Consider the following 18,143-nt stretch of genomic DNA (forward strand, 5'->3'; position numbering starts at 1 on the left):
GCCACCCGCTATGACAAGACCCGCGAGTCCTACCAGGCCGCCGTCACCATCGCCTCGATCCTGCTCTGGATCTGATCTTTGAAGACGATCTCTAGGAGGGCCACCCGTGCCCAGCACCACGTTCGCGTCCCTCACCACGCTGCGACTCGGGGGCCCCGCCGAGCACGTTCTGACGATCTCCACCCCCGCCGACTGGGCCGACGCCGTCAGGACGATCGGGCAGCGCCACGAACAGGCACCCGTGGTGCTGGGCCACGGCAGCAACGTCATCGCCTCCGACGCCGGACACCCCGGCACCGTCGTGGTCATGAACACCCGGGGCATCACCGCCACCCGCGCGGACGACACCACGGTCGACGTCACCGTGCAGGCCGGACACCCGCTCACCGACCTCACCGCCTGGGCCGCCACCGAGCACCTGGCCGGGATCGAGTGCCTGGCCGGGATACCCGGCACCACCGGCGCCGCCCCCGTCCAGAACGCCGGCGCCTACGGTCAGCAGATATCCGACACCCTCGACCACCTGACGGTGTGGGACTGGGAGATGGGCCGCATGCGGACCCTGCCCGCCGAGGCGTGCCGCCTGCGCCACCGCGACAGCCGGTTCAAGAGCAACCCCGGCCGCTGGACCGTCCTCACGGCGACGTTCCACCTCACCCGCTCACCAGCTGCCCCCATCGCCTACCAGCCGCTCGCGGATGAACTCGGCGCCTCCATCGGCACCCGCCCGCCCGTCGCCGAGGTGACGGCCGCCGTCCTCGCCAACCGCCACCGCCGCGGACTTCTCCTCGACCCCCACGGCCCCGCCGCCCGCCAGGCCGGATCGGTCTTCCTCAACCCGCCCGTCACCGCGACCCAGGCCACCCGCCTGTCCACCACCGGCTGCCCTACCCACGCCGACAGCGACGGACAACTCCGGGCCAGCGCCGATTGGCTGCTGGAACACATCGGCTACCGCCCCGGCTACAAGATCGCAGACGGCATCCGCTGCTCGGAACGCCGCACCCTCACCCTCACCGCCCACGACGACGCCACCGCGACAGGCTTCGCCCAGGCCCTCACCGAACTCTCGGCCCAGGTCGGAATCGCGACCGGCATCGCACTGCAGCTCGAGCCAGTAATGGTCGGCGCCTGGGCATAAAGGTCCTGTGGGAGCCGAGGCCCCCGCGTACTGCCATCAGTCGCCACGACAGCGAGTACCAGCGCTTACGCCTGGGCAACCGCCGACAACCCCAACAGACTAAGGAGACCAGGTGATCGAGGTACGGCCCAGCCAGCAGATGCAGTCCCTCGGCGTCGTCCAGCAGGGCACCCCCATCCTCAACCGCCCTGCTGAGCCCCTCGACCTCCCGGCCGAACGGGCAGCCGCCCAAGCCGTGATCGACAAGCTGTTCGCCGCCGTCGAGCGGATCGGCCAAGTCCACTCCTTCGCCAAGGGCATGGGCCTCGCCGCCCCGCAGATCGGCATCCCCCGCGCTGCCGCCCTCGTCCTGCCCCCGACCACGGGCGCCGAACCGATCATCCTGCTCAACCCGAAGATCACCGCCGTCTCCGACGAGGCCGACGAACAGTACGAGGGCTGTCTCAGCTTCTTCGACGTCCGGGTCATGGTCCCCCGCCCCCTCCGTATGGACGTCACCGCCACCGTCCTCGACGGCACCATCACCACCGTCACGTACGAGTTCAGCCTCGCCCGCCTCATCGCCCACGAGATCGACCACCTCGACGGCCTGCTCTACACCGACCGCATGCGCCCCGACGTCCACCCGATCCCGGTCGAGGAATACCGAGGCACAGGGTCAACCTGGGCCTACTGACCAGCCAGAACACAACCCATACGGGCAGGGGATGGCCGTCCAGGTCCGATGCCCGACACAAATGATCAATTGGCCCGCGAGCCCATACGGTTGGCGATCGCAGTTGCGGCTTCCTGCGACACAAGGATCACCTTGCGCTTGAACATGCGCTTCACGACGAAGAATCGAGCACCAGCGCGGTCATCACTGCGAACTCGCCACTCGTACAGTCCATTCTCCGGAACAGCCCATCCCCATGGCGGACCGGAGCGTGGCAGAAAGTCGCGGGCAAGCCCATACCTCGGGTGCGTTCCACGGATTCGGGCAAGTGTGCCCACTCTGCTCTCCTGCGTGACGAACCGGGGCGTGACTGTTACCCCGGGGGCGATCTCTATGAGGTCCACGACACAACCGTAGAGCCAGCGAAGGCCGGCAAGTGCGAGAGCCGGGCGCGCGTCACCACTCCACCAAGGGTCGCTCGGCCCTGGGGTGTTGGCTCTCACGCCGAACCCGTTACGAACACAGTCGGCGTGCAACAAGCCGGGCAGTCCAGACGGTTCACGCCCGCAGGCTGAGGGCAAGCTCTGCCACGATCCACTCGGGAGGAGAGTGCGTGAACAGGGACCCGGATCTCATCCGTCACGAGGACGGCATTGTCTGGAGCGAGAGCATCGGCAACCTCGACTACGTGCGCGAACATCTGGAGGTGACGGCTGGCACCCGTCGCGGCCCTGTCCGTTGGAACGGGCCTGGCCGGCGGGTGGGGTACTCGGTGCTCAAGCCGGACGCTCCGGCTGGCGAAGCGCCTTTTCGGTTCGCCCGTCGCGTCTTCTGGATCAAGGAGCATGACCGCTCAGAGCAGCCAGATGGCGTGTACAAGGACTGCGCCCCATCCGAGGGCGTAGATCCCCGCACCATCGCCGCCGGAGTGTGGGGTGAGCTCACCGAGCGCGCTTGGGGAGGACCGCTGCCAACCGCCGGCACGCGATCGGCCACCACCTCCAAGTCCGGACCTCAACAGAAGTTGATCAAGGTCGGCGAGTCGTTGGCGAGCGGCACTGCGTTCATTGGGGTGGCGCCGACCAAGCGAGGTCTCGTCGACGTCTTCATCGACTGCGCGAGCGGGAGCCAGCTCGGCGACGGCAGCCATGTGGTCTCGGAGCTGCTCCCGCCTGACCAGGCGCGCCAGCTTCTCACCGAGATCATCAAGACCACCCCCTGGCTCCAGGAAGCCCTTGCACTCTCAGTGGTGGATGGGTGGCTTGCCGGCGACTTCCCGAAGTAGGCCCCTCGGCCGCCATGGTCTGCCGCCGCCGGTCTCCTGGGCAGACGAAGACCCCAACCACAGTGCGGTCGGGTCTTCGTCGTCTGTGTTGCGCCCGCTACGACGAGCGTGGGCTACGCGGCCACGCATTCACCGCTTCTTCAGGGGGGTGTCGCTGCAACCACTTGCGCGCAGCCGCCTCCCCGAAGCCGCGCGACCGAAGCAGGCCAAGGGCGAGAGCGCGGATCTCCCGCGTATTGTCCACGAGGTCAAGGTGAGCCTTCATGCGCGCCACCACCTCGGCCTGCTCGACGTCGTAACGGCCATTGACCTTCTGCGCGAACAGGGGCAGAAGCTTGTAGTAGCGACGTTCGCTGATCCCAACTTGAGTCCATGGGTAGCGGTCCGGCGCCTCGCGTTTCTTGTGCTCTTTGATCGCGATGTTTGCCTTCCGGCGCACGTAGCGGCGGGTTGCCTCCGCGCCTTGAGCCGGGTCGAAGCCGGGACGGACCAGTTGTTCAAGCAGCGTCGCTGCTGCTGACGTTAGGTTCGGAGCGCGGGTCTCGCGCTTGATCCGCTCGACCTGCCGCCGGTACGCAATGGCGAGGGCGTTGGCCAGGGCTGGCTCATCACCGCCGATATAGCCATGCCAGTACCCCTTCAGAAGCAGCTGGCAAGCGATCTCGTACGGAGTCGAGGCGGGGTCGAGGGTGACGGTCGGTATCCCGTTGCCGTGAATGGCTTTGGCGATCTTGACCCAGGGCCGGTTGATGGACTGCTGAACCCCTTCGGTCCAGACGCGCGCGGTGAATGCCCACTCGGCTGGTTGCCGTGTCATTGGAGCCATGATCAAAACTGGCTCAGTGGCAACGAGCGGGATCGGATCGCTGCCGGTTACCTCTTCGTCCAGCAGCAGTTCGACGAGCCGTCCTTCATCCTCGGTCTCGCTCGTCACCCATATGAGGCGGCGGGAGATCTGGATCCACCAGCCACCGACAGCAACACCGAGGATCGGGATGCTGAAGCGAACTGCAGGGTCCATTGCCCGCCGCATGATCTCCATACGCTGCTCAGCGTCCACTGCGCCGAGCCCACTCAGGACGAAGCCTCTGGAAAGGGAACCCCTTTGCGACGCCTCCGCAAGCAACTGGCCAGAAATCCAGAGCGCATCAGCGACGGGCGCGGCAGTCGGGGCTGGAACGGGCAGCGATGCCACCTGCAGGACAGCCGCAAGCTCTGGGTTAACCGGATCGGGGATCGGCCACACTCCGTCCACTGGATCCATCGAGCCGACCCGCAGGCCTGGGACTTCGACGAACGGTAGGCCGTTGGGTTCGAAGGTCGATGTCGTCCGACGCACCGCGTGGAAACTGCGGCCTGAGAGCGTGTCTATCTCACGACCGACCCGGCCGAGTATCTCCACGATTCGGCTGCGGTCAGGGTTGCCGCCGACCTGCCGGGAAACCTCGCCTACAAGGCTCTCGGACCAATGTCCCATCTGGGCAGTATACGAGGGCATGGAAAACACTCACAGGCACACCGAACACCAAACGCTTTGCCCTTCTTGCCGCGTTGCGCGGGATCAGGAGCGCAGCGATTGGGCGGCGATCACCAAGCGGGGGCATGCCTACGGATTCTGGGCCCTGGTCCTTACGCTTGCAGCAGTCGTGACGCTCGTGGCACTCGGCCAGCCTTGGGTGGCTGGCATCGTGACCACCACGGCGGTGCCGACCATCCTTCCGATCTTCGCGGCCAGCGGCTGTCGTCACGCTCCAGCCGCCTGGGCGGGCCAGATGCCCAAACCTGCTGTGCAGGAGCCGCCTGGTTCGCCCCCTCTCCCCGAAGGCACCAACGGGTAGGCATATGGCGGCCCCAGCCCGTGGCGGAGTGCACGTCAGTGGCGTACAACGCCTTGTGCGACAGACTGAGCGTGCAGCTATGCCGAGGACGTTCCGTTCGGTGTCAACGAACAGCCGCTCTGCCGCTCTTTCCGGTGATCACCACCCAGATCGACACCGCAGAGGCCGGGGTATCGCAACACTCGTCGAGTGGCCGACCCAACAACTCACGCAGCGGGCGAACCCGGCCAGCCCCGGGAAGACCAGCTCAGACCAGTAGGAGACGTGGCCGCTGGCGTCGCCCGTGTGCGGTTCCCCCTCACGCGCTGGATCCTCGCGCCTCGGACGACATGGCGCGCCCGCCACTTGGCCGCCGATTTCGGGGCTGGGATAGATGCGCGTACCGCTTGGGTGATGGCGCGGCTGGCACGACACCCGGAGGAGTACGACTACGCGATGGCGCACCTGGACGGCGAGGAGCAGACCGACTGAGACTGCGGCGTATCACCGGAGTTGAGAAGGTTCTTCGACGTGTCTACTCGGCCAGTGAAGCTGATTCGTTGGCTGGGCGCTCGACGAGACCGCTGAAGAGGATTTCTGCGAGCCGCCGCGTCTTCCACTCCGGCCACTCTTCGTTCTCCAAGTGGACCTCAGTCTCGCCGTTCTTCCAGCAGTTGTACTGGCCTACGGACGTCCCCTGAGGGTGGTCGCACCCGGCTGGCTCCTTCGTCATTCCTGGAGCATCGCACAGCCCAGGTCTCGGGATCAGAGGATCAACTGAACGCAACCCGTTGCGTTCACGGGTTCCGGTAGCGGGCATGGGCATATCTGCCGTACGGAGGAACGCCCGCCAAGCACCGCCCCAAAACACACGACATCGGGCACACCGCCGTGACAATCGCCGCTATGACATCCATGACAGCAACCTTCCACCAGGCCCTGCAGACTGCGCTGGCCAGCCGGGAGGCGGTGAGCATCCGCAGGACCCTGATCGAAATGCTCGAACGGGAGCCCTCCAAGTCAGAGATCGGGGCGGCCAGCAGGGTGGCCCGAAGGATCGCCGAGAGCGGGGACGCGGTCCTCATCTCCCTGCTTCCCGACCAAGCCGGTGCCGACGCGTACGTACCCACGGCCCGGGGAAGCGAAAGGCGTGCATCGAACTACCTGACTGTGGACGAGAAGATCATCAAGGACCTGCCCTGCCGCGTCGAGCTCGCCACCGAGAAGTGGGACGCCGTCATCGACGAAGGCATGCGGTCCACCCAGCAGATGATCGAAAGCAACCCGCTTCTGTCGAGGTTCCTGCCCGGTTGGAAGGCCGAACCACGTGCTGAGGAGCGGGCTCGCCTCATGGCGGAGGCGGCAGGAGCCAGCTGACCAGAGATGTCGCGAGCAGGGGATGTCGGGTCCGGTGAGCGGAGCCAGCTGGTCTCAGTTTTGGTCTCATTCACCCTGGTCCAGGCGGGTCCGGCCACTGCTCAGCGTTTCGCTTCGCCGCAGTTCAGGACGGGTGCGGACCCCGGCGGACGGGGTTCGGGAGAATTGGAAAGCGTGTTGAGGTAACCCCTCGCGAGTCCGGACCTCCCTACCTGGCCTGAGCCCAACGTCGCGTCTGTAGGGAGCCCGAGTCGGCCTCGGGGAGGGGAACAGGTGCTGGCATTCCGCCGCCTTGTGGGTCGGATCGTGTCACGATGGCGGTCGGTCACCACGGGGGAGCCATGCGGGACGCACTTGTCGAGGACTTGGATGCTCGGCTTGCCGAGTACGCCTACCAGTCGGAGACAGAAGCGCTACTCGACGAAGCGGGGCGCGAGTCTGCCATGAGACTCGTGGCCCTCCTCGCCGAGGAGGTTCAGGGGTCACGCCACGTTGACACCAAGGCTCTGTACACAGCGGCTGCGTTCCACTGGGCGCGAGCAGTTGTGCTTGGCGATGGTGACCGTGCGCAGATGGAGCACGAGATGGCGATCCATCTCTTCGGTCTGCTATTCCTCGCGGACCGCAGGAAGGTCCCGCGTGAGCTCTGGCCCAGGCTGGTGCAGGAGACCAGGCACGACCCGTGGGCCGATCCGCTTGAGCATGCGGCTGACCTGGTGGTGGACTTCGAGGAACAACAGGACTGGGCTGCTCTGGACGAGGCTCTTGGGCTGCTACACCGCATTCCCCGGGGTAGGGACTGTGCGTACCAGGACACCCTGCTGGGTCTGGCGTACCAGTACCGTGCGACAGCGCTAGCTCGGGACGACCGGGCACGGCTGGCCGACGTGGACCAGGCCGTTGAGCTGTTGAGTGCCGTGGCGGCGCTGCCGGCGCAGTCGGCTTCGCGGACCGCCACGCGTCTGTTGACCCTAGGCAGTGCCCACGTCGGCCGCTACGAGCTGACTGGACTCCCGGCGGATCTGGCTGATGCCGAACGCTTGTACCGTCGCACCCTGGAGCTGGCACAACCGGGGTCTACCGAGCAGGTGTCAGCGATGATCGGCGTAGGGACGGGGTTTGGCCGCCGGGCCGAGTTGCCGGGCACCGAGCGGAGCGACGTCGTCGCCCAGTTGCGGGAGGCAGTCGACTGGCTGCGTCGGGCAGCGGACCTCGACCTGGAGCACGGTCGGCGGCCCGACCGTACGAACCTGGCCAAGGCGACCGGGCTGTTGCTGGAGCACACACTCCGACTGGGGCGCGACAGCGACGCCGTCACCGGCCGGGGCACACAGGACGCGCCAGCTCCAGCACCGCCACCGACCGAGGCCGAGGCAGCGCAAGCACGTCGCCTGATCGCGCTCGGCGACGAGGTGGACCAACAGGTCGTCACCGAGCAGGAGGCACTGCGACGGGTCAGCGAGTCGGGCAGCGAACTGTCGGAGGCCGCCGTACGGATCGTGGTGGCGGTGGCCGTCGACGTGGTCAGGATTGGCACGCCACGGCGGGCGGTTGCCGTGCTGGCCCTGACCCTGGCGGCGGCCGAGCAGCGTTGGGGGACCGATAGGGACGGCCCATGGTGGTGGGTGGCGGACACCTTCGTCGAGGCGGCCCGGCTGACCCTGGCTGAGCAGCCGGACGCGGTGCTGTTCCAGCACGCGCGTGAGGTGGCCGGCCGACAGATCGACGAACTACGTGGCCGTGACGCCATTCAGGACGTCGCCGAACTCGCCGAGACCCTGTTCGCAGACAGCCTGTTGTGCCTGACCCCTTACACCGGGGGGTTAGTGGACCTGTCATTCGCCTCAGCCCAGAAACTCCGGCGCGACCGCGAGGCCCGGTACATGGGCGTCCACACCGTGCGGTGGGAGGGCGTCACCATGCCGGACCTGCGGCATGCGATCGAGGAGGCCGTGGCCCGGCTCGGGGAAGCGGCAGCGCTTGCCACCGGCCACCAGCGCGGCCGAACGCTCAAGGCCCTGGTCGAGGCCCTCTCCATGCTCGCCGGTCTGACCGGGACCTCGTACGACCAGGAGGCGAGGGCGGCGGCCCGGGAGGCAGTCGGGACCCTGGACCCGTTCCGCGATCCGCTCGGCTACCTGTACCTGCTGAAGATCCTCGCCTTGCTTGGTGAACTGGTCCTGCCCCACGAGCTGGACGGCCTGCTGCCAGTCCCGCTCGACGAAGTCCGCGAGCGCCAAGGCGAGCACGAGGCGGCGAGCCTCTTCACCGAGGCACTGGCCCTCGCCACCGAAACGGGGCACCGGGATCTGGAGGTCGCACTCATTGAGGCCGCTGACGGGGCGGGTCTCCGGCTCCGGAAGCCCGACCAGCAGCGGGTGCGCTGGGCCAGCGAGGTACACCTGCTCCATGAGGACACGCTCGACTGCCCGGTGCCGGGCGGGGTCCGGGCCGCGATGGAGGAGCTCACCACAGAACCTTCCCGGAAGCCGGCCGAGCAGGCAGCGGCACTGGTCCACCTCGCCGCGCATTGCGGTGAGGACGACGAGCAGGCCCTGGGCCGAACCCTGCTTTTGGAGGCCGCCCGATCGGCTCCGGACTGGGTGGACCAGCACGTCGAGATGGTGGCGCACCTGTACGGCCGGTTGTCCTACGACTTGGCCGTGCGCGCCGACCGCGCGGGGGACTGGGTGACGGCGGCCGAGTGCTTCGCCGTGGCCGGCGCGCAGTACACGATGGCCGACCAGGAGGATCTGGCGCTGGACGCATTCGAAGCCGGGTTGGCCAGCGTCGGGCGCTGTGACCATCCGGCGGCGAGCGGTGCTGCCAACGCACTGCTCAGCAGAATGACTTCGCTCCGAGCGAGCACCGACGAGGGAATCGCCTGGAAGCTCCGAGAGCTGTGCCTCACCCTCGGCAACCTCCTGTCTGCGCATGCCCGTGTCGATGCGAGCACTGTTCTCCTGCTGCACCAGGTGGCCAAGGGCATGGACTTCTCGATCGCAACCGAACGCTCTGGTCCGTTCACACCATCACGTGCGCTCGCCGCCGCGATCGACCGAGCGAGCCTCGACGCCGCCCAACCTCCGCCTGCGGAAGCCACGCTGAGCCCGGACGACGCCATCCTCTGTTACGTCGGAACTGGCGAGGCCGAACCCGAGAGCGATCCTGACGCCCGGCAGCGCAACCTGCAGCGGGCCGTCGACCGCCGGATCAGCATGGAACTCCACCTGAGCCGGAATCTTCCGCGTAACGCCCTCCTGGATCTGGACGAAGTCCAGGCGCTGCTCCCGGAGGACACGGTGCTGCTGTCGTTGTTCCTCGGGCAGTTCCCGGGACCGAATGCGACCGGCCTCCGTACCGGGACGGTTGGCCTGGCGGTGACTCGCGAGGAAGTCCGCCTGCGGACCGTCGCGTTCAACGATGTCGGCGGCGATCTGCTTCGCCTCACCCGCGGTCTCCACACGATGCTGATCCACCCGGTGGCCAGCCCCGTTTCCGTGCTGCGACAAGCCGTTACTGCCGATCCGCTGCACCGCCCGGTGAGCCGGGAGGCGGGCACCGCTCTGGACCACGCTGGCGCACAATGCCTGGCCGGTTTCACGGAGCTGATGGGGCGCTGGCAGGACGAGGGCAAGCGGCATCTGTGCATCTGGCCGAACGGGCCACTCCACTTCGTCCCCTTTCCGCTACTTCCTGTCGCAGACGGGCTGGTGGCGGACGACTGGACCGTGACGCAGCTTTCGAGCCTTGCCTCGCTCCGCACCACCGCCGGAGAGCTGACGCCGCCCACAGCACGCCATGAGCTTGTGGCGTTCGGGTCGGCCAGCGGCGGTGTGCGGCACGGCCTGGTTGCCGAGACGGCATTGGAGCACCATGCTTCCTCGGTCGCGGCGTCGATGGGTGGCCGAGCCGTGCTCGGAGCCGCCGCCACGCCCAGCCGCTTCCTGCGCGAGCTCGGCACCTCGCGCTACGTGCACGTGGCGGCGCACGGCGCGCACAATGAGTGGGCCTCCTGGTACCAGTGCCTCTTCCTGTCGCCCGATCCCGACAACGACGGCCGGGTCTTCGCGCACGACATCCTCAGAACCGACCTGCGTGGCGTCGAACTCGTCACCATGAGCTCGTGCGAGTCGGCGCTGGGCCGCTACGACGTGAACGACAACTTGCGCGGCCTGCCGGCGGCCTTTCTGGCTGCCGGGGCCTCGGCTGTCGTCGGCTGCCTGTGGCCGGTCCATCCCGACGTGGCCACCGACTTCTTCGCCGAGTTGTACGGACAGCTGGCTGGCAATGATGACCGGCGGGCCGCGTTCCGTGCCGCCCAGTGCCACACGCGTATCAAACACCCCGCGTACCGGGACTGGGGTGCGTTCTGTTTCATCGGCGACTGGCGCGCGCCGCACACATCTCGAGGAGTAGTGCAGTGAACCAAATCATCATCGACGCACCTGTCCTCATGGACGTCGAGCTGTCTCCGGTGCCGCGGCTCCATACCCCGACTCCGTCAGCCCCGTTGCGCGGACGGGTCTCCCTGGGGGTGGCCGCGGTGCAGCGGCTCACGGCCGAGCAGGCGTCCCAGGGAGATGAGGAGTGGCTTGGCTACCTTGAGTCGGAGTCCGCCCACAGCGACTACCTGCTGCTCAGCCTGGTCTGCGCCTTTCGGCCAGCCGACAACGAGGACGAATTCGTCGATGCGGGTGTCGGGATCCAGTTGGAGGCTCCCGACGAGCCCGAGGACCGACAACCGATCGCCTGGTCCATCGCCCCGAAGAAGCGGACCAGTCCTGCCGGACGAGTGGGACGGATCGCGTTGACCGCCAAGCTGGCCATCGTCGAGTCCACTCTGGATGTCACTCCCAATCAGCAGCACGAGCACCTGTTCCTGGTGGGTATGGGCGAGCGCGACAGCGACCCTGAGTGGCGATTCAAGGCGACGAGCGCGGCCCCGTTGATCGGGGACGAGACACTGACCATTGTGGTCAAAGCTCCAGCTGGCGCGGCCGTGCGAGCGCACGTCTCCGTCGCCGCCACCGTCAGGCAGCGGCGCCTGGGCCTGATCCCCTACCGCGCGGATCTGCCTCCCGCGCTACGGACAATCGATCTTCAATGAGCTACCAACCTGAGCAGTGCCGCTGATGCACCGCCGCAGCGATGTGAGCAACGGAGTGCGTGAGCGATGCGTGAGCGGACGGGGCGGCACGTGCCGGTTCGGGCGGGATCGTGGATCACGGCGCAACGTCCTGACCTGCGGGTTCATCACCAAGTGATCGATGCTGGCAGCAGCCAGCATGATCACTCTCGGGCTCGTAATGCGTAGGTCGCGGGTTCGAATCCCGCAGGCGGCTCAGGAATGGAAGGCCCGGTCAGATCATCTGACCGGGCCTTTTGGTGTTCTCTTGCGGGGGTGTCGGGGGATGCCGAGAACCCCCCAGGGTGGGTGGCCTGGGGGGTTCTGGGGGTGGGGCGGTTACTTCTGGAGGGTGCGGCCGTAGCGGTCGGTGTCGTGGAAGAAGTCGGGGACGGTGTTGAGGTCCCCGGCGGTGGAGACGGCGTCGTAGACGTGCTTGGCGACGACGAGGTCGAGGACGCCGAGGCCGAAGGGGGAGAAGATGACCGGCTTGTCGGCGGGCGGGGTGATGCGGGAGGAGAGGACGTCGTCGAGGGTGCCGGCGATGAAGTCGCGGTTGCCGGTGGCCTGTTCGGCGAGGTGGGGGGAGGTGTCCGCCTTGAGGCAGTGCTCGATGTCGTCGACCGCGTTCCAGGAGGAGAGGATGATCTCGGTGGAGAGGTCGCGCAGGGAGAGGTGCAGGACCAGGGGGTTGTGGGAGAACCACTCCGGGTCGTGGACGTGGGGCTCGCCGGCGATGGTGGTGAAGACGACCAGGTCGCTGGAGCGGATCAGGTCCTCGGCGGCGGGGTGGATGGTGACGTCCGACGGCTGCGCGCGGCGCAGGTAGTCGGAGAAGCCCTCGGCGTGCTCGGCGGACAGGTCGTGCACGCCGATCTCGTCGAAGGTGAAGCCGGCCGCGGCCAGGTAGGTGTGGACGTAGCGGGCGATCAGGCCGCCGCCGACGAAGCCGAGGCGGCGCGGGGTGGTGCCGCGGGCCTGGCTGATGGTGAGGGCGGCCAGGGCTGCCGAGGCGGCGGTCCTGGCGGCGCTGATGATGGAGCTCTCCAGGACGGCGAACGGGTAGCCGGTCTCGGCGTCGTTCAGGACCAGGACCGCCGAGGCGCGCGGGATGCCCGCGGCGACGTTCTCCGGGAAGCTCGAGATCCACTTGATGCCGTGCACGCCCACCTCGCCGCCGACGGAGGCCGGCAGGGCGATGATGCGCGAGGACGGCCGGTCGGGGAAGCGCAGGAAGTACGAGTCGGGGTTGACGGTGTCACCGGCGCCGTGCAGCCGGTACGCCTTCTCGACCGCCGCGATGACGGCCTTCTCCTGGCCGGCCGTGGCCTGGTGCACCTGGGCGCCGGAGATCACGGCGAAGGTGGGGATGCGAGACAAGGTTCGGTTCTCCACGAGCTAGGGGTGGTAGAGGGGTCAGATGGTGAGGCCGCCGTGGACCTCGAACACCGAGCCGGTCACGTAGGCCGCACGGTCCGACGCCAGGAAGCCTACGAGCTCGGCGACCTCCTCGGGGCGGCCCAGCCGGCGCAGCGGCACGCTCTGCAGGATCTTGCCGATGGCGGCCTCGGAGGCGCCGCCCACCATGTCGGTGTCGATCAGGCCCGGGGCGACGGCGTTGGCCCGCACGCCGCGCGGGCCGAGTTCCTTCGCCAGGCTCTTGGTGAAGGCGATGATCCCGGCCTTGGACGCCGCGTAGTTGGACTGCCCGGCGTTGCCGTAGACCCCGGAGACCGAGGACAGGTTGATGACGCAGCCGCGGCCGCGCTTGGCCATGCCGGGCACCGCGGCCCGGCACAGGTGGTAGACGCCGTTGAGGTTGACGTCGATCACCTGCTGCCAGTCCTCGTCGCGCATCAGGACCAGCGGACGGTCCCGGGTGATGCCGGCGGACGCCACCACGGTCTCCACCGGGCCCAGTTCGGCCTCGGTCTCGCGCACCCAGGCCCGTACGGCCTCGGCGTCCGAGGTGTCGCAGCGGGAGGCGACGACCTTGACGCCCAGCTCCTCGGTCTCCTTCAGCAGCGACTCGGCCGCGCTGTCGTCGGACCGGTAACAGAAGGCCACGTCGTGGCCGTCCCGGGCCAGGCGCAGCACGACGGCCCGCCCGATGCCCCGCGAACCACCGCTCACCAGCGCGGTCATGACGTCACCTCGAGGAGTCGGAGCACGGCGACGGCGGCGGTGCCGTCGCGGTCCACGGCGGAGACCAGGGCCACGCGGCCGGCGGCCGTCGGGTCCTCGCCGGCGACCACGAGCAGCGCCGCGATCTGCAGGCTCGCGGACGCGGCGCCGGTGTCGCCGAGCAGCGACATCGACGGGACGCGGTCCAGGGCCTCGGCGGGCACCAGTTCGGCGAGCGCGGCGCGCTCGGCGACGCCCTCGGGGGTGGGGACGGCGGTGGTGACGGCGGCCCACACCTCCTCCGGCGCGACCCCGGCCCGCGCGAGGGCGCGGCGGGCGCAGTAGTCGACGGTCGCCTGCGGGTCGTCGTCCACGTCGATCGCGGTGGCGACGGTCAGCACCGAGGCGAGCGGCGGCAGTTGGCTGGTGCCGGCCGGCTCGAGCAGCAGCAGGGCGCAGCCCTCGCCGAGCAGCGGGGCGGGCTCGCCGGGGGTGCCGGCGGCCTGCTCCAGCCAGCTGTTGGTGGGAGAGAACTCGTCGCCCGAACCGACCAGGCAGTTGTCGGCCCGGCCCTGGTCGAGCAGGCGTCGGGCGTAGTTGAGGGCGAGCAGCCCGCTCACCCGGCCGCCGCCGACCGTCGCGTTCGGGCCGCGCAGGCCGTGCCGGATCGCGGCCGCCCCCGCCGAGTGGTTCATCACGCAGCCGGGGATGAGGCCCACGTCGACGTAGAACGGTCGCGCGTTGGTCAGCGAACCCCGGATGACCTCGGACATGGACTCCTTGCCGCCCATGGTGGTGCCCATGACGACGCCGGTGCGGTCGTCGGTGCGCGGCACGGGGCCGCCGTCCGGGTCGACCAGCAGCTGGTCCGTGGCGAGCAGCGACATGATCGCCAGCCGGTCGAGCGTGTAGGCGTACTCCTGACCGAGCAGACCGGGGCGGTCGAGGTCGGGGACCAGGCAGGCGTCGGGGCGGGGCAGCTTCTTGCCCTCGGGCTCGGTGCGGGCCGCGGCCAGCCCCGAGCGCACCCCGTCGGCGAACTCCTTGCGGGAGAGGCCGTGCGCGGAGACCGCCGACCAGCCGGTGATGACGAGACCGTCGGCCGGCAGGGTGGCTGCGACCGGGGAGGCGGACATCAGACACGCTCCTTGAGACTACCGAGCATCAGGACGGCGTTGTTGCCGCCGAAGGCGCTGGAATTGTTCTGGACGATCCGCACGTCGGCCGTGACCGCCTCGTTGGGGACGCAGTCCACCGGGCACTGCGGGTCCGTCTCCTGGTGGTTGATCGTCGGCGGGATGAACCCGTTGTGGATCGACAGCGCGCAGGCGGCGGCCGCCAGGGCGCTGGCGGCGCCCATGGAGTGGCCCAGCATGGACTTCAGCCCGATGGTGCGGGGCGGGTTCTCGCCGTAGACGTCGATGATGGCGCCGGCCTCGGCGGCGTCGTTGGCGCGGGTGCCGGTGGCGTGAGCCGAGATGTAGTCCACCTCGTCCTTCTTGACGCCGGCGTCGGCCAGGGCGAGCTCCACGGCGCGGGCGACACCGTCGCGGCTGGGCGCGGTGGGGTGCTGCGCGTCGCAGGAGAGGCCGTAGCCCAGGACCTCGGCGTAGATGCGGGCGCCGCGGGCGAGGGCGGACTCCAGGGACTCCAGCACGAGGACGCCGCCGCCCTCGCCGGTGAGGATGCCCTTGCGGTTCTTGTCGAACGGGCGCACCACGTCGGGGGTGATGGCACCGAGCCGGTGGAAGGTGGCGAACGTCTTGCGGCACGTGGCGTCGGCGCCACCGCACAGCGCGATGTCGGCCTCGCCGGAGCGGATGACGTCCAGGCCGTAGCCGATGGAGTAGTTGCCGGCCGCGCAGGCCGTGGTGAGGGTGACCGCCTCGGCGTCCCGCAACCGCAGCTCGCGGGCGACGGCGGTGGAGAGCCGTCCCGAGCCCAGGCGCCGAGCCAGCACCGGGTCCAGGGCCTCGGGGGAACCGTCCCCGAGCTCCTGCTCGACGAGGGACCCGAGGTCGTGGGACTCGCCGTCGGTGGTGCCGATGCTGATCAGCACGTGCCGGTCGGCGAGCTCCTCGTCCGACAGCGCGGCGTCCTCGACGGCCTGACGGGCCGCCGCGACCGCGAAGTGCCCGGCGCGGCCGGTGTAGTCGAGCGGCATGTTGTGGATCCAGCGGGACGGGTCGAAGTCCTCGACCTCGGCGGCGTTCTTCCGCAGGAACCCGGTGGTGTCGATCCGGGTGAACGGGCGGGCCCCGGAACGGCCCTCCCGCAGCGCCACGGCGTACTCTTCGGCACCCGTACCGATGCTGGAGATGACGCCGATGCCCGTGACAACGACGCGGCGGCGGCCCTGGACCGCCGGCTGGGGAGCAGTGGACACGGGACTCCCTACCATCCCGCCGCGCGCGCCGTGACCCGGTGGATCGCGTCGACGTTGACCATCTCGGGGAGCTCCTCCATGTCGATCACGATGTTGAACTCCATCTCGATCGCGCTGAGGATGTCGATGAGCTTCAGCGAGTCCACGCCCAGCTCGTCGACCAGGTGCGTCGTGTCCCCGAGGGCGGAGGACTCGACGCCGATCTGCTTCGCGACGATCTCCTTGATCTGAACGTGGTGTTCTGGCGTAACGGTGGACATGGTGGTTCTCCTTCGGGCTCGGTGCTTCCGGCGAGGTGGTGCGGACCCGGGGCTTCGGGATGGTGCTTCGGGGTCGGTACTTGAGGCTCCGGTTGTCCCGGAGGCCAAACTAGGGGGCGCCGATGATTGCCAACTGACATCCCGCTGACGCTGGTTCAACGCTCCACGGCGCGCCGGAAACCGCGCAGTGCGGCGGGGACGACGGCCAGCAGGACGACGCCGAGGGAGCAGGCGACGACGAGGCCGGGGTGGTCCGCGGGGAACCCGGACGTGGGTCCGGTCGGCTGGTTCTCCCACAGGACGCGGCAGAGGGTGATGACGGAGCTGACGGGGTTCCACTCGGCCGCCGGACGCAGCCAGCCCGGCAGTCCGCCGACCGCCACGTAGGCGTTGGAGAGGAAGGAGAGGACGACCAGGATCAGCGCCCCGGTGCCGTCGATCGCCTCCACGTTGCGCATGGTGGTGCCGAGCAGGATGCCGACCCAGAGCATGACGAAGGAGAAGGCGAGCAGCACCGCGAAGCCGGCCGCGATCCGCCCCGCTCCTCCGTGGGGGCGCCAGCCGAGCAGGAGGCCGAGGCCGGAGACGGCCGCCAGCGCGACCGCCGAGGTGACCATGTCCGACAGGGCGCGGCCGACCAGCACGCTGCTGGCCGAGATCGGCATCGAGCGGTAGCGGTCGACCAGTCCGTCGCGCAGGTCGATGGCCACGCCGAGGGCGGTGGGCCCGACCCCGGCGAGGGCGACCTGGGCGGCGATCCCGGCCATGATGTAGTCCTCGTACGAGGCGACACCGGGGATGGTGATCGAGTCGCGGAACAGGTAGCCGATGGCGATCAGCATGACGGCGGGGGTCATGGTGACCAGCAGCAGCCTGGCCGGGGACCGGCGCAGGTGGCGCAGATGGCGGCCGGTGAGGACCGCGGTGTCGGCCAGGTAGGCTCCCAGCGCCGTCATGGCTTCTCGGTTCCTTCCACGGAGGCGAGGGCAGAGGCGGGGGCGGAGACGGCGGGCGCCTTGGCCGTGGCCGCGGCCCCGGTGAGGGCGAAGAACACGTCGTCCAGCGAGGGCCGGCGGACCTGGAAGTCGGCGGCGGTGACGCCCCGGCCGCGCAGCTCCGAGGCGGCCGCCGCGACGTCGTCCAGCCCGTGTTCGAGGGGGACGCTGACCTTCAGGCCCTCCTCGTCGGTGGTGGGGACGCGGCCGCCGAGGGCGGCGAGGGCGGCCGCCGCGTCGGCCAGCTGCTCGGGCCGGGCGACGGTCACCTCGAGGCTGTCCGTGCCGACCTTGCGCTTGAGCTCGTCGGGGCTGCCCTCGGCGACGACCTTGCCGGTGTCGATGACCACGACGCGGTCGGCGAGCTCGTCCGCCTCCTCCAGGTACTGGGTGGTGAGCAGGACGGTGACGCCGTCGGCGACCAGGTCCCGCACCACCTTCCACAGCACCGTCCGGCTGACCGGGTCGAGGCCCGTGGTCGGCTCGTCGAGGAACAGCACCTCGGGCTCCCCGACCACGCAGGCCGCGAGGTCGAGGCGGCGGCGCATGCCGCCGGAGTAGGTGCCCACCGGGCGCTCGGCGGCGTCCAGCAGGCCGAAGCGGTCGAGCAGTTCCTGGGCGCGCGCCGCCGCGCCGTTCCTGCCGAGCCGCAGCAGGCGGCCGAGCAGCACCAGGTTCTCCCGGCCGGTCAGCAGGCCGTCCACGGCGGCGTACTGACCGGCCAGGCCGATCCGGCGGCGCACCTCGCGCGGGGCGCGGGCGACGTCGTGTCCGGCGACCACGGCGCGGCCGCCGTCCGGCCGCAGGAGGGTGGCGAGGATGCGGACGGTGGTGGTCTTGCCGGCCCCGTTCGGGCCGAGCACGCCCAGCACCGTCCCGGACGGCACCGACAGGTCGACCCCGTGGAGGGCCGTGTGGGTCGCGTAACTCTTGGTCAGCCCCTCGGCGAGGATCGCCGTATCGGTGCCCATGGGG

14 protein-coding genes are annotated in these 18,143 nt (G+C 69.2%); 6 read left to right on the forward strand and 8 right to left on the reverse strand.

The features are described 5' to 3' along the window. Nucleotides 1–106: 106 nt before the first annotated feature. The 3 genes from ACIBCA_RS10110 (at nt 107) to ACIBCA_RS10120 (ending at nt 3,081) form a co-directional block, all read left to right on the forward strand. Nucleotides 107–1,141 (forward strand): UDP-N-acetylmuramate dehydrogenase, encoded by a 1,035-nt coding sequence (locus tag ACIBCA_RS10110; protein ID WP_396282413.1) that lies wholly within the window; start codon nt 107–109, stop codon nt 1,139–1,141. A gap of 112 nt (nt 1,142–1,253) precedes the next feature. After that, the gene (locus tag ACIBCA_RS10115) at nt 1,254–1,817 is read left to right on the forward strand and encodes a peptide deformylase (RefSeq protein ID WP_396282414.1); all 564 of its coding nucleotides are present in this window, start codon (nt 1,254–1,256) and stop codon (nt 1,815–1,817) included. A gap of 592 nt (nt 1,818–2,409) precedes the next feature. After that, complete coding sequence (locus tag ACIBCA_RS10120) at nt 2,410–3,081, forward strand: DUF6009 family protein (protein WP_396282415.1); 672 nt, start codon at nt 2,410–2,412, stop codon at nt 3,079–3,081. 97 nt (nt 3,082–3,178) lie between these two features. On the opposite strand, the gene ACIBCA_RS10125 is transcribed toward ACIBCA_RS10120, so the two are convergent. Next, on the reverse strand, nt 3,179–4,558 hold the full coding sequence (locus tag ACIBCA_RS10125) for a hypothetical protein (protein WP_396282416.1): 1,380 nt from the start codon (nt 4,556–4,558) through the stop codon (nt 3,179–3,181). 1,246 nt (nt 4,559–5,804) lie between these two features. On the opposite strand from ACIBCA_RS10125, the gene ACIBCA_RS10130 reads away from it, so the two are divergent. From ACIBCA_RS10130 to ACIBCA_RS10140, 3 genes are all read left to right on the forward strand, one after another. Continuing rightward, nucleotides 5,805–6,275, forward strand: a complete 471-nt coding sequence (locus ACIBCA_RS10130) for a hypothetical protein (RefSeq protein ID WP_396282417.1) — start codon at nt 5,805–5,807, stop codon at nt 6,273–6,275. Between the two features lie 572 nt (nt 6,276–6,847). Then, nucleotides 6,848–10,702 carry a CHAT domain-containing protein gene (locus tag ACIBCA_RS10135; RefSeq protein WP_396282418.1) on the forward strand — a complete coding sequence of 1,285 codons (3,855 nt, stop codon included), beginning with the start codon at nt 6,848–6,850 and terminating at the stop codon, nt 10,700–10,702. Beyond that, on the forward strand, nt 10,699–11,385 hold the full coding sequence (locus ACIBCA_RS10140; RefSeq protein WP_396282419.1) for a hypothetical protein: 687 nt from the start codon (nt 10,699–10,701) through the stop codon (nt 11,383–11,385). The genes ACIBCA_RS10135 and ACIBCA_RS10140 overlap by 4 nt, the downstream gene beginning before the upstream one ends. A gap of 357 nt (nt 11,386–11,742) precedes the next feature. Here the strand turns inward: ACIBCA_RS10140 and sbnB are convergent, their stop codons facing one another. The 7 genes from sbnB to ACIBCA_RS10175 all read right to left on the reverse strand — a co-directional run bounded on the left by sbnB (nt 11,743) and on the right by ACIBCA_RS10175 (nt 18,139). Next, nucleotides 11,743–12,783, reverse strand: a complete 1,041-nt coding sequence (sbnB, locus tag ACIBCA_RS10145; RefSeq protein ID WP_396282420.1) for a 2,3-diaminopropionate biosynthesis protein SbnB — start codon at nt 12,781–12,783, stop codon at nt 11,743–11,745. A 36-nt stretch (nt 12,784–12,819) separates the two neighbouring features. Further along, nucleotides 12,820–13,548, reverse strand: a complete 729-nt coding sequence (locus ACIBCA_RS10150) for a beta-ketoacyl-ACP reductase (protein WP_396282421.1) — start codon at nt 13,546–13,548, stop codon at nt 12,820–12,822. Continuing rightward, nucleotides 13,545–14,663, reverse strand: coding sequence for a beta-ketoacyl synthase N-terminal-like domain-containing protein (locus tag ACIBCA_RS10155; RefSeq protein WP_396282422.1), 1,119 nt, complete (start codon nt 14,661–14,663; stop codon nt 13,545–13,547). The genes ACIBCA_RS10150 and ACIBCA_RS10155 overlap by 4 nt, the downstream gene beginning before the upstream one ends. After that, the gene (locus tag ACIBCA_RS10160) at nt 14,663–15,928 is read right to left on the reverse strand and encodes a beta-ketoacyl-[acyl-carrier-protein] synthase family protein (protein WP_396282423.1); all 1,266 of its coding nucleotides are present in this window, start codon (nt 15,926–15,928) and stop codon (nt 14,663–14,665) included. Before ACIBCA_RS10160 ends, ACIBCA_RS10155 begins: the two co-directional genes overlap by 1 nt. Next, complete coding sequence (locus tag ACIBCA_RS10165; protein ID WP_031072384.1) at nt 15,922–16,173, reverse strand: acyl carrier protein; 252 nt, start codon at nt 16,171–16,173, stop codon at nt 15,922–15,924. Before ACIBCA_RS10165 ends, ACIBCA_RS10160 begins: the two co-directional genes overlap by 7 nt. A 155-nt stretch (nt 16,174–16,328) precedes the next feature. Then, nucleotides 16,329–17,129 carry an ABC transporter permease gene (locus tag ACIBCA_RS10170; RefSeq protein WP_396282424.1) on the reverse strand — a complete coding sequence of 267 codons (801 nt, stop codon included), beginning with the start codon at nt 17,127–17,129 and terminating at the stop codon, nt 16,329–16,331. Further along, nucleotides 17,126–18,139 (reverse strand): ATP-binding cassette domain-containing protein, encoded by a 1,014-nt coding sequence (locus ACIBCA_RS10175; protein WP_396282425.1) that lies wholly within the window; start codon nt 18,137–18,139, stop codon nt 17,126–17,128. The genes ACIBCA_RS10170 and ACIBCA_RS10175 overlap by 4 nt, the downstream gene beginning before the upstream one ends. Between the last annotated feature and the right edge of the window lie 4 nt (nt 18,140–18,143).

It is taken from the genome of Kitasatospora sp. NPDC051170, assembly GCF_044455705.1.
Lineage (GTDB): Bacteria > Actinomycetota > Actinomycetes > Streptomycetales > Streptomycetaceae > Kitasatospora.